The sequence below is a fragment of the Leucobacter viscericola genome (assembly GCF_011299575.1).
Taxonomy (GTDB): domain Bacteria; phylum Actinomycetota; class Actinomycetes; order Actinomycetales; family Microbacteriaceae; genus Leucobacter; species Leucobacter viscericola.
Map to the genome: position 1 here is coordinate 1,799,473 of NZ_CP049863.1, position 11,627 is coordinate 1,811,099.

Genomic DNA, 11,627 nt, shown 5'->3' on the forward strand with positions numbered 1-11,627 from the left:
TCAATCTCAATTTTGGATCCGAAATCAGTCCACTATTCGCGCATAGTGCCGAATGTAGTGCTCATTTTTACAAAGTTACGTGTGTAGTGTTTATCCGCCGAGATACGACATTCGTCACACCCGATTTTTTGCCGTGCCGAAGTTTCCGGAGCCGTAAGCTAGAGACGTGAATCAGCCCCGCACCCCCCTCACCCCCGCACCCGTCTCTCGCGCCTTCGGCTCAGATAACTGGGCTGGCGTGCACCCCGAGGTTATGGCCGCGCTTGCAGCCGCCAACGTCGACCACGCCCCCGCATACGGTGGCGACGCGTGGACAGCGAGCTTCGACGAGCTCGCAAAGCGCCTCTTCGGTGAAGACACCGAGGCGTTCCCCGTCTTCAACGGCACCGGCGCGAATGTGCTCTCACTGCAGGCGGCGCTGCCACGCTGGGGTGCCGTGATCTGCGCGCAGTCAGCCCACATCTTCTTTGACGAGACGGGAGCCCCCGAAAAGACCGGCGGCCTGAAGCTGTTGCCGGTACAGACACCGGACGGCAAGCTCACCCCCGAACTCGTGGCGCAGGAAGCGTGGGGTTGGGGCAACCCGCACCGCGCCCAGCCTCTCGCGATCTCGATCGCGCAGGTCACCGAGACGGGCACCTGCTACACCCCCGATGAGATTCGCGCCCTCGCCGATTACGCACACGAGCGCGGCATGCTGCTGCACGTTGATGGCTCCAGGCTCTGCAACGCGGCGGCTCACCTTGGCGTCTCGCTGGCCGACATCACCAGCAACGTCGGTGTCGACCTGCTCAGCCTCGGCGGCACGAAGAACGGCCTCATGGGTGCGGAGGCCGTCGTGGTGCTTCGCCCGGGATCCACCCCCGGCATGCCGTTCCTGCGCAAGATCAACCTGCAGCTCGCCTCAAAGATGCGCTTTGTGTCGGCACAGCTGCTGGCGCTGTACGAGGGTGAGCTGTGGCGCGAGTCGGCGTCCCACGCAAATGCCATGGCTGCGCGGCTCGCGGAGGGCATCGAGGCCCTGGCTGCGAACGGCAACGATGTGAGGATCGCCTACCCGGTTGAGTCGAACGCGGTCTTTGCGGTGATCCCCCCCGAGATCGCAGAACAGGCCCGCGCGAAATACACCTTCGCAGACTGGCCCTCGGGCGAGCACGTGCGCCGCCTCATGTGCGCCTTCGACACGACCCCCGAAGACGTCGACGGTCTGCTCGCAGCACTCGCCGGCTGATCCCGATCCTTCCCCGGCATTTGGCACCTGCCCCGGATTGCCCTGCCGCCCGGCATTTTGGGGTCAGTTTCTGGTACCAAACCAGGTTTTAGTACCTAAAACTGACCCCAAAACCGCGAGCGGCAGCGGCAGCGGCAGCGGCAGCGGCAGCGGCAGCGGCAGCGGCAGCGGCAGCGGGGTCCGTCACAGCTAAGCCGCCACCTTGCGGGGTGAGAGGCGTGACAGCACCACAGACAGCACCAGGGCCGTCAAGATGCCGATGACTGGAGGGATGCCGATCCCGAGTTGACCCGCGCCCCAGGCCAGCGCGCACGCCAGCACGTAGACGCCGAGGTTGATCACGTTGAACTTGGGCAGGATCTCGCCGACGGGCATCTGCGTGCGCCGCCACCTTGCGAGGTAGTCGCCAATAATCACGCCGCCGAGGGGCGGAATAAACGTGCCGAGCAGGCCGAGATACTGCGGCAGGTGCTCTTGCACGCCGACGAGCGCGAGCACGGTGCCGATGACGGATCCGATGATCACAAAGCGAGTCTTGCTGGGTTTTTCGAACAGCTCGGCGCCAGCAACACCAAACGCGTACGCGGTGTCGGCGTTCGACTTCCAGAGGTTGCCGAAGAGCAGGAACAGTCCCCAGCCGACAAGGCCGAGCTGGTAGAGCACCAGCACAAAGTCGCCCTCGCCGAAGGTGATGGCGCCGATTGCGCCAAAGAAGATCATGAGTGCGTTGCCGATCAGGAAGCCAATCAGGCACGCCCACACGGCCTGCCGCCCGGTGCGACCGAAGCGCGTCCAGTTGGGAGCCTGTGTACCCGCCGACACGAAGGTACCAACGACGGTCGTAATCGCGACCGCAAAGGTCATCTGCCCGTCGGGGTGGATCGCCGCGAGCCCCGCCCAGCCGCCAACCTCGTCGAGCGAGCGGAACATCACCCAGAATGCCAGCACCAGAATGAGCGGCGTCGAAATGAGCGACACCCAGTACATGCCCCTGTAGCCGTAGCAAGCTGTCGCACACATGAGCGCACTCACGCCAACCATAACGGCGGCCTTTGCCGCGTAGGTCTCCCACCCGAACGCCTGCGCCGTCAGCTCACCGATCATGCCGATGACAACGCCGTACCAGCCGATCTGTGTGCCGCCGAGCAGAATCGAGGCCAGCTTCGAGCCCCGCGTGCCAAGTGTGTAGCGCGCCATGACCACGGTTGTGAGCCCGGTGCGAGCACCGATCCAGCCGAGAAACGCGACATAGGTGCCGAGCACGAGCGATCCAACCGCGATCACCAGCACCAGGTCGCTCAGGCCAAACGCCTCACCCAGCGACGATCCCGCCAGCATTGTTGGGGTGAACACGGTGAACCCGAGCAGCACCACCATGAGCGAAAAGACGCCCTTGCGCGCGTGCTGCGGAACAGGGGTGACCGGATAGTCGCGGTCAACAACCTCTTCGGGGATCTGCGGGGTGGGATCAGCGGCGGTCACCGCGGGCTCCGCGCTCACGCGCCGAGCTCGCTCGCCTCAACACTGAGCTCGCTCGCCTCAACACCAATGTCTTCGGCCCACACCTCGGGTCGCTCGCTCATCATGCGGTCCATCAGCGCGATGCACGCGGCGTCGTCGGCGATGACGAGCTCGGTGCCCTTCGACTCCAGCCACGACTCCGATGCCTCGAAGCTGCGATTCTCGCCGATCACGATGCGCGGGATTTCGTAGAGGATCGCCGTGCCCGCACACATGGTGCAGGGGGAAAGTGTTGTGTAGAGCGTGCACTCGCGGTAGACGCTCGCGGGCAGGCGGCCTGCGCGCTCGAGGCAGTCGGTCTCGCCGTGACGAATAACACTGCCCATCTGTACGCGTCGGTTGCGGCCGACCGCGAGCACTTTGTCGCCGTCGGGGCCGTGGTGCACAAGAGCGGCGCCAATCGGCACCCCGCCCTCGTCCCAACCGAGTTGTGCCTGCTCAATGGCGAGGTCAAGATACTTACGATCCGCGGTGTTCAGCGTGGGGCTTAAGGGCATGAACTCAATCGTATCGCGGCTCCACCAGCTGTCAGGCTCAACAGAGGCCTCCGGGATCGATCTAGTCTCCTGCCGCTTGGCACACGTGTCGTGCTCGGGGCACGCGTTTGAGTGATGTAACGGTTTTCGCAGTACCTCAGGCGAGCGGGAACAGGACATCGAATCGGCATCCGTCCGCTTCGTTCTTTGCTTCGATGTTGCCCTCGTGGGCCTCCACGATGCCACGTGCGATCGCGAGCCCGAGCCCGGCACCGCTGGTGTGGGGCGTCATGTCGCCCGGTGGGCGTGCGGAGGCACCTCGCCACCCCGGTTCGAAGACCCGGTGCAGATCTTCGGGGGCGATACCCGTCCCGGAGTTGTGAACCGTGAGAGTGACTCCTGCGATGTCCCGCACGGTGCTGATTCGAATCTCTCCGCCCTCGGGGGTGTGTTCGAGCGCATTCGCGAGGAGGTTGGATATAACGCGTGAGAGTTCACGCGGGTCACCCATGATCGTGTGGTCGGGGCTGGTGCGTTCGAGCAGGTGTACGTTTTTCGCACGGGCGACGGCGATGATCTCCGCGACAGCATCGCTGACCAGGTCGTGCAATGACAGGTTCTGCAGGTTCAGAGTGAGGGTGCCGGAAGAGATCTTCGAGAGTTCAAAGAGGTTGTCGACGAGGGCCGTGAGCCGGTCGACCTGGAGTCGCATCTGACGGTGAAACCTACTCGGGTCTTCAGCCAATCCGTCCTCGAGTGCCTCGGTCATTGCCCGGAGTCCGCTCAGAGGTGATCGAAGGTCGTGCGAGATCCAGACCACGAGTTCTCGCCTGGACGCGTCGATAGCCTGCACCTCCGCGCGGGCCTGGGCGAGCCGTTGACTCGTCGCCGAGAGTTCAGCAACCAGCCGATCAAACTCAGAACTGGAGGGGACCTGCGTGTGGGTTGTCACGAGCTCGCCGTCCCCCACGATATGGGTGAGCTTCCGCAGCTCTGCCGCGGCGCGAGCCCATCGCCCCCCGAGCAGAAGGGCCACCCCGGTCGATACGAACGCGGCGACGATCGTCACCACGACAACAACAACCAGGTCGTGTGGGGAAATGTACATGGCCCAGGCCACCGCGAGCACACCGGATGCGAGCGACAATACGGGCGCGAGCACCACAACAACGAGCTGGGCAATCAGCTGGCGTTTGCGAAGCACACGAAGCGCGAGCAAACCGAGGGCGCCAATCACGAGAGCACAACCGAGCGCCATGCCGATGATTGCCAAGGAATCCGGAAGGGGCATAACTACTTTCCCAGGTCGAGTCGATATCCCACGCCCCACACCGTAACGAGTAGCACGGGATGCGCCGGATCTTGCTCGATCTTCTCGCGAAGTCTGCGCATTGTGACGGTGACAGTGGAGAGGTCACCGTGCTCCCATCCCCACACCGCACGCAGCAGAGTCGGGCGGTCGAACGTCTGGCGGGGATGTTTAAGAAAGAACGCGAAAAGATCGAATTCGCGGATGGAGAGCTCTAGCTCGACACCGTCACGCTGCACGATCCTTGCAGACGAGTCGAGCCAGAAGGGTCCGAGGGCAAAGGGGGCTTCAGGAGAGAACTGCTCCAGACTGCGCCGCAACACGGATTGCACTCGCAGTACAAGCTCCCTTGGAGAGAAGGGCTTTGAGAGGTAGTCGTCGGCGCCCGCTTCAAGCCCCTCGATTCGGTTTTCAGATGCGCCGAGAGCGGTGAGCATGATGATCGATGTGCTCGATTCGCTGCGGATCCGCTTACAAACCTCAATGCCGTCAATCCCCGGAAGCATCCGGTCGAGCACGATGAGGTCTGGTCGAACGGACTGAATCGCTTCAAGTCCGCTGAAACTGTCTGATGCCGTGTCGACCAGGAAGCCGGCTTTCCGCAGGTAAGTCGCTGCGACCTCTCGTACAGTCGCGTCGTCGTCGATGATGAGTACACGCCGGTCGGCAAACTCAGCCTCTTGCCCACCCGCATCGGGATCGGTCGCATTGCTTGCATCTGAGACAAAGGCTGTCATGCCGTTCAGCGTAGTTCATAGCGTGTTGGGCGAAACTGTCACGAGGGCGGATACGGCACTTCTTCCTGGGATTGTAAGAACTTGACGCCGTCTGCACCCCGTGATGGTTCGTATGGTTTCGGTATGAGTTCTCCGGTTGACGTTGTCCTCCCCTGTTTGGATGAAGCGGGCGCGCTTCCCTCGGTGCTGGCCGCGATCGCACCCTCCTACCGGGCGATCGTCGTGGACAATGGCTCCACTGACGGGTCCCCAGAGATCGCACGTCGGTTTGGCGCAACCGTCGTGTACGCGTCCGAGCGAGGCTACGGATCCGCCGTGCACGCGGGGCTTGAGGCCGCAACTGCACCAATTGTGGTGTGCTGCGACGCAGACGGTTCGTTTGACATGCACCAACTGGGTCGTGTCGTTGACCCGATCATGCGAGGAGAAGCGGATCTATGTTTCGGGCGCCGCGTTCCGAGCTCAGCGTCTGCCTGGCCGATACACGCCCGTTTTGCGAACTGGGTGCTGTTACGGTTCGTGCGCTGGAAGATCCGAGTGCCTGTGGAGGATCTCGGCCCGATGCGGGCGGCTAGGCGCGACGCGCTGCTTGGCCTGGGCCTGCAGGATCGGCGCAGCGGGTACCCGCTTGAGCTGCTTCTGCGCGCTCGCAGAAACAACTGGCGAATAGCGGAGGTTCCTGTTGACTACCAGGCACGTGTTGGCCAATCCAAGGTGACTGGAACGTTGCGCGGAACAGTGCAGGCCATCACAGACATGCTTCGAATGCTGCGGAGGTACTCATGACCCAGGTCACGGTAATTGTTATGGCGAAGGAATGCGTTCGCGGACACGTGAAAACTCGGATGCACCCTCCCTTCTCTCTGGAGGAGGCAGCTCGCATCGCGCAGGCATCTCTCGACGATACGATGGCGAGCCTTTTGCAAGTCGATGCTCACCGCGTGCTCTGTGTACAAGGTCTGCTCGCCCCGGTTCAGGGTTTCACGCAGATTCCACAGACCACCGGGGGTCTGGATGCGCGTATTGCTGACGTGCTTGACACGGTGCAGGGCCGGGTGCTGCTCATCGGCATGGACACCCCGCAACTGGATACCCGCCTCCTCCAGGCCCTTGCGAAGGGATGGCCGACCAACATGGACGCCTGCTTCGGGGCAGCGACCGATGGTGGATTCTGGTTACTCGGGCTCGATGCTCAGGAGCGCCTTGAGCCGCGCCTTGAGGGAGGGCTGACTCGCGGGGATCTGGTGCGTGGAGTACCGATGTCTCAACCCGACACGGGTGAGCAGCAGCGGTCGCGTCTCTCTGCCGCCGGTTTGCGCATCTTGGATCTTCCCGAGCTCACCGACATCGATGACGCCGCTAGCTTGCTGCAGGTGAGTCAGCACCTCGCTCCCGGCTCTCATCTCTTGAGCGTGCTATCCGAGCTGGAAACGTGGACGACACTGACTCGGTACCTCACCAGTGCAGCAGAATCGGTGGCCTGATGTACACGGACGATAACAGACAGGCATACTTCGGTTTCGGTTGCGACACCCCTTATGAGGCTGCACTTCAAGCAGGCGGCGGCACGTTGCGTGTCGTCGATGTGAATGCGGCGCGTGGTGGAATCGCGCACCTCGATTTGTCGCGCTTTCTGTCGGCCGCTGACGAAGCCGACATGTCGACTCTTGCCCGCGTGAACGGCCCGGTACTCGATGTTGGCTGCGGACCCGGCCGTATGGTGCGAGCGGCGATCGCGGGTGGACACCTCAGCCTCGGCCTCGACGTATCTCCTGCCGCGGTGGAGCACGCGCACGCCAATGGTCTGCCGGTCTTGCTGCGCTCCATTTTTGATGCGATCCCGCGCGAAGGCGAGTGGAACACGATTATTTTGCTTGACGGCAATATTGGTATCGGTGGAGACCCGTCGCGGCTCCTGGCTCGGTGTGCAGAGGTAATGGGCCCGCAGGGATCCATCGTTATTGAGACGCACCCGGATCCGCTTCGAGACCGTGCCTTCCAGGCGACACTGGTCGATGATTTTGGTCGCTCCAGTTCCCCGTTCCCGTGGTGCGAGCTGGGACTTGCCTCACTGGTTCGAGTTGGCACTGCGCTGGGATTCACCCCGGCAGAAAGCTGGACACACAGTGACCGGTCGTTCCTCAGACTGAGCTGCTGACCGCTCAGTCGATTTCGGCTGCCAGTTGCCGCACTCGTTTTTTCCTCCGCGCCAGCTCCAGCAGGGGCACCCACAGAAAGTCGTGTACGGCCACCGCTCCGACCAGCCAAATCACAGCACTGACAGTTTGTTCTATGCGTTGCGTGGTTGAGAGCAGCCAGAGCCCCCACACGAAACCTCCAACGCCGAGGACACCGAGCATGATCCTTACCGCGCTCATCAGATGGCCTCGATCGATTGGAGCCACTTGGTTTGCAAGACTCCGGGGCGCCCCGGAGCGATGATTCGCGCCGGGTAACCATGGTCCAAGTCGAGCTGCTCACCGTTGAGTCGAAGCGCCAGCAGCGTTTTCGGGTGACGAGCGTATTGCGGCTCCATGAGCGTGGTGGAGAAGGCCCCGCGCTGCTGCATACTGCGCAGTCGTACAGTCGCATCGGCCGGGACGTTGACCCGGTCGAGCAGATCTCGAAGCCGCACCCCCTCCCAGCTTGCACTGACCGTCCACCCCTCGACGCAAGCAATCGGTAGAACTTCGCGTCGTTGCGGCATGGCGTCCAGGTCGGTGAGCGTTAGCTCTTCGAAGTCCGCATCATTTCGAACGCGGAGCCGCCACCTCGAGTCGGTGGCCATATCGACGACTCCAGCCTGCCGCGCTGACCGGTTCACAGGAACATCTTGTGGGCTATCGAGCCTGCTTCGCGGGTGCGCCAGGCTGTATGGCCCCGGCTGCAGGGCACTGTGTGTGAGCGCAGCGACACCGAGAAGGGCAGACCCCACGCCAACACCGGTTAAGAATCGACGCCGTGCCAGATGGTCACTGTTTGTCATTTCGAACCCCCTGAGCCTCGTTGGCCTGCGCTTTGTCCATCTGCGATTTCTCCATCCCCGCTTCGGCCGTCTCTGCTTCGGCCATTTCAGATACCTGGCGTCGCCAGTGTTTGCAGATCGAGGGGAGATGCACGGAAATATGTAGCACCATGGCGCCGATAAGCACCCACGACAGCGCGAAGTGAGTGCGCCGGAACGAAAATTCCCATGGGTACCACTGCAACTCGTTCAGCACCCCTGAAACCGGCACGATGAGCGCACAGGCAACCATTGCCGCCACGGAGACTCGCTCCAAGAAGTTCACGGGCCCGGTAACCGGGGGCCACTTGAAAAGCCGGGGATATACCGTCCAGAGCTTCGCTAATACCAGCGGGATCAGCATGCTGCCGATGACAACGTGACTGCCCTGTGTCCACGCATACAGGTAGCTCGGTTCGGGTGAAGTCACCAACCATCCAACCGGACTCTGCAGCAGGTGACTGTACAGGCCAGTGGCAAAACAAACGAGTAGTGCGACACCAAGAATCCGGCCCAGCACAACAGTCATGCGTGTGTTGCGCACCGGAGAGCCGAGCGCTCGTTGCAGCGAGTCCGCTCGCGGCTGCACATACGCTGCGACCCGGTCGGTGAACCGGCTGCGAGTTCCGTGGTCACTCATGTACCCAGTATGCAAACCGCTCGGCCGTCACACGCTGCGATGACATTACAGAGTCATGACGGATCACTTGCGTCACCGGGTCGTAACAATTTCCGCCTCCTGCGGCAGGTCCGTCCGTGGAAACTGAAAGGGTGAGTAGAGATTCAGCCCCCAAACTATTGGTCACTGGCGGCTTGGGGTTCATTGGAACGGTTACGGTGCGGCAAGCGCTCAGCGCTGGCTGGTCGGTTCGTGTGCTGGACTCGTTACGCACGGATGTGCACGCCTGCGAGCCGGATACGGTCTCAGAGTTCGAACGCAGCGGTGTCGAAGTTCTGATCGGGGATGTGCGAGATTCGGAAGCTGTTGCAGCGAGTCTCGATGGTGTGGATGCCGTCTGCCACCTGGCCGCCAAGGTCGGTCTTGGCGTCGACATCGGTGACGCACCAGACTATGTTGCCTCAAACTCCCTGGGTACTGCCGTGCTTCTTTCGGCGATGCGAGACCGCGCGATTACTCGCCTCTGCCTCGCATCTTCGATGGTTGTCTATGGCGAAGGTCTCTATGACGACGGGGGTAGCCTCGTGCAGCCTCCGCAGCGTCGAGCCGACGACCTAGAAGCGGGCCAGTTTGAGCCGCGTTCGGAACGCACCGGAATCCCGCTGCCTCCGGTACTCATCACCGAGGACCAGCCGTGCGACCCGCGCAACACATACGCCGCTACGAAGCTTGAGCAGGAATTGCTCGCGCGTGAATGGGCCCGCAGCACAGGGGGTCACGCGGCGCTCCTGAGGTATCACAACGTGTACGGTCCCGGAATGCCGCAGGGCACTCCCTACGCGGGAGTCGCATCACTGTTTCGCTCGGCACTGGAGCGAGGAGAGGCCCCGCGAGTCTTCGAAGACGGGAAGCAGCGCCGCGACTTCATCCACGTAGCAGACATTGCCTCCGCCAACTTGGCCGCACTGAACTGGTGTCGTACGAGTATCCCGGGGACGGTGCGAGCCTTCAATATCGGCAGCGGAACGGTGCGCTCGATTGGAGAGTTCGCGACCGCACTTGCCGCGGCAATGTCGGGCCCCGCTCCCCGCATTACGGGCGAGTATCGGCTCGGCGACGTTCGGCACATCACCGCCGCTTCTGACCGTGCTCGGAATGAGCTCGGCTGGATGCCGCGCATTCCATTTCAAGGCGGCGTTGCCCAGTTCGCGCGAGAAACAATGCGCAAGCGAGTGAGCGATCGATGACGCCTCAACACACTCGCAGAACATGGACTCCGTCGGGAACCTGGGCAGTAGGTGGTGTGCTGGGAGCGTTTGCGCTGATAGCCGCGGCCATCGCGATCCCCGCACTCACCGGTTGGAATGTGCACGTTCGGTCGTTTCCTCCCCTGCACGCTGAGTGGACGCCTCGAGTCGGGCTCGGATTGCCCGCGGCGGTGCTGCTGGGAGCGCTCGTCATCTGGCGCGGGCAACGCGTTGCGAAGCAGCTGACCTGGCGGCGTCTGCAGATCGTGGTGTTTGTGGTTGCGCTTGGGTGGCTCCTGTCACTCGCGCTCGTCGACGGCTGGAACGGGATCGGGACGATCCTCAACCACCGCTACGAATACCTCGGAACGGCGCGTGAAGTCACGGACTTTGGGGCAACACTGAATGAGTACGTCGCGCGCATCCCCTTCCAGCACGAGAACAACTGGCCCGTGCATATCGCTGGCCACCCGCCGGGCGCATTGCTGTTTTTCTATGTTCTGGTGCGGCTCGGGTTGGGAAGTGGTCTTGCCGCCGGTCTTGTGGTGACCGTACTCGGGGCGACGATCCCCGTCGCCGTGCTCGGGACCGTGCGGCTACTGGGAGCGGAGGATTTCGCACGCAAGGCGGCCCCGCTCCTCGTGTTCTCGCCTGCTGCAATCTGGATCGCGGTCTCGGGGGACGGAATGTTTAGCGCGTTTGCCGCCTGGGGAGCCTACGCGCTGGCCCGATCAGCAACTGCGCGTTCTCGCCAGACCAAGGTTGGCATTCGTCGCCCCTGGGTCCGCATGGTGGTTTGGGCGGCGGTTGCAGGGCTGCTGTTTGGCTATTGCGTCATGCTCTCGTATGGACTGTTGCTTCTCGGAGTATTGGCGGTCACGGTACTTGTTGTTGCTCGTAGCTGGTGGCCGCTCCCTGTAGCGGCGGTTTTTGGGTTGGGAGTCGTCGGCGTCTTCGCCGCGAATGGATTCGCTTGGTGGGAGGCGTTTCCGGTGGTGCACCAGCGCTACTGGGACGGCATCGCCTCGAGGCGGCCTCCTGAGTACTGGATGTGGGGAAACCTGGCCGCATTCGCGATGAGTGCCGGCCCGGCAATAGGCGCCTCATTGATGGGCGTGGTGAGTGGAGGAATTGCAACCTTCCGCAAGCGGCCTCGGTTTGCTCCGCTCAGTGCCACGCTTCAGGGTGAAGCTGGACGAAAAAGTGCTGGCACTTCGATGCGGGTCGTGCTGCTGCTCGCAGCCGCCGGCTGGATGATGATCGCTCTCGCCGACGTTTCGAACATGAGCCGCGCGGAAGTTGAGCGCATTTGGTTACCTTTTGCCCCCTGGGTGTTGCTCGGCGCGACTGTGTTCAGCGAGCGCACGCTTCGGTGGTTGCTTGTTGTGCAGGTTGTCTTTGCGATTCTTTTACAGAGCCTGCTGCAGACTGGCTGGTAGAGAAATTGGCCGTTGATGGGTTTCGTGGTTCTTGCAACGCGTAG

At 62.5% G+C, this 11,627-nt stretch carries 12 protein-coding genes; 6 read left to right on the top strand and 6 right to left on the bottom strand.

Features of this window, described 5'->3' with window-relative positions; all coding sequences use genetic code 11:
• Nucleotides 1-166: 166 nt before the first annotated feature.
• Nucleotides 167-1,231 (top strand): threonine aldolase family protein, encoded by a 1,065-nt coding sequence (locus G7068_RS08085; RefSeq protein WP_244304790.1) that lies wholly within the window; start codon nt 167-169, stop codon nt 1,229-1,231.
• Nucleotides 1,232-1,420: 189 nt separating this feature from the next.
• On the opposite strand, the gene codB is transcribed toward G7068_RS08085, so the two are convergent.
• From codB to G7068_RS08105, 4 genes are all read right to left on the bottom strand, one after another.
• Nucleotides 1,421-2,731 carry a cytosine permease gene (gene codB, locus G7068_RS08090; protein WP_244304791.1) on the bottom strand — a complete coding sequence of 437 codons (1,311 nt, stop codon included), beginning with the start codon at nt 2,729-2,731 and terminating at the stop codon, nt 1,421-1,423.
• Nucleotides 2,728-3,249 (bottom strand): nucleoside deaminase, encoded by a 522-nt coding sequence (locus G7068_RS08095; protein ID WP_166290958.1) that lies wholly within the window; start codon nt 3,247-3,249, stop codon nt 2,728-2,730. Before G7068_RS08095 ends, codB begins: the two co-directional genes overlap by 4 nt.
• Before the next feature lie 136 nt (nt 3,250-3,385).
• Entirely contained in the window at nt 3,386-4,519 is a 1,134-nt protein-coding gene (locus tag G7068_RS08100) for a sensor histidine kinase (RefSeq protein WP_166290961.1), read from the bottom strand.
• A gap of 2 nt (nt 4,520-4,521) precedes the next feature.
• Nucleotides 4,522-5,274, bottom strand: a complete 753-nt coding sequence (locus G7068_RS08105; RefSeq protein WP_166290963.1) for a response regulator transcription factor — start codon at nt 5,272-5,274, stop codon at nt 4,522-4,524.
• A gap of 123 nt (nt 5,275-5,397) precedes the next feature.
• On the opposite strand from G7068_RS08105, the gene G7068_RS08110 reads away from it, so the two are divergent.
• From G7068_RS08110 to G7068_RS08120, 3 genes are read left to right on the top strand one after another with little or no spacing between them, the layout of a single operon-like run.
• The gene (locus G7068_RS08110; protein ID WP_166290965.1) at nt 5,398-6,060 is read left to right on the top strand and encodes a glycosyltransferase family 2 protein; all 663 of its coding nucleotides are present in this window, start codon (nt 5,398-5,400) and stop codon (nt 6,058-6,060) included.
• A complete protein-coding gene (locus G7068_RS08115; RefSeq protein ID WP_166290967.1) occupies nt 6,057-6,758 on the top strand; it encodes a TIGR04282 family arsenosugar biosynthesis glycosyltransferase in 702 nt (233 codons plus the stop codon). The genes G7068_RS08110 and G7068_RS08115 overlap by 4 nt, the downstream gene beginning before the upstream one ends.
• Nucleotides 6,758-7,432, top strand: coding sequence for a class I SAM-dependent methyltransferase (locus tag G7068_RS08120; protein ID WP_166290969.1), 675 nt, complete (start codon nt 6,758-6,760; stop codon nt 7,430-7,432). The genes G7068_RS08115 and G7068_RS08120 overlap by 1 nt, the downstream gene beginning before the upstream one ends.
• Before the next feature lie 219 nt (nt 7,433-7,651).
• Here the strand turns inward: G7068_RS08120 and G7068_RS08125 are convergent, their stop codons facing one another.
• A complete protein-coding gene (locus tag G7068_RS08125; RefSeq protein ID WP_166290971.1) occupies nt 7,652-8,260 on the bottom strand; it encodes a molybdopterin-dependent oxidoreductase in 609 nt (202 codons plus the stop codon).
• Nucleotides 8,247-8,918: a cytochrome b/b6 domain-containing protein gene (locus G7068_RS08130; RefSeq protein ID WP_166290973.1), complete on the bottom strand. Its 672-nt coding sequence runs from the start codon at nt 8,916-8,918 to the stop codon at nt 8,247-8,249. Before G7068_RS08130 ends, G7068_RS08125 begins: the two co-directional genes overlap by 14 nt.
• Before the next feature lie 131 nt (nt 8,919-9,049).
• On the opposite strand from G7068_RS08130, the gene G7068_RS08135 reads away from it, so the two are divergent.
• Together G7068_RS08135 and G7068_RS08140 are read left to right on the top strand one after the other, a co-directional pair.
• Nucleotides 9,050-10,144 carry an NAD-dependent epimerase/dehydratase family protein gene (locus tag G7068_RS08135; protein ID WP_166290975.1) on the top strand — a complete coding sequence of 365 codons (1,095 nt, stop codon included), beginning with the start codon at nt 9,050-9,052 and terminating at the stop codon, nt 10,142-10,144.
• Nucleotides 10,141-11,583, top strand: coding sequence for a hypothetical protein (locus G7068_RS08140; RefSeq protein ID WP_205881370.1), 1,443 nt, complete (start codon nt 10,141-10,143; stop codon nt 11,581-11,583). The genes G7068_RS08135 and G7068_RS08140 overlap by 4 nt, the downstream gene beginning before the upstream one ends.
• The last annotated feature ends 44 nt before the right edge of the window (nt 11,584-11,627 follow it).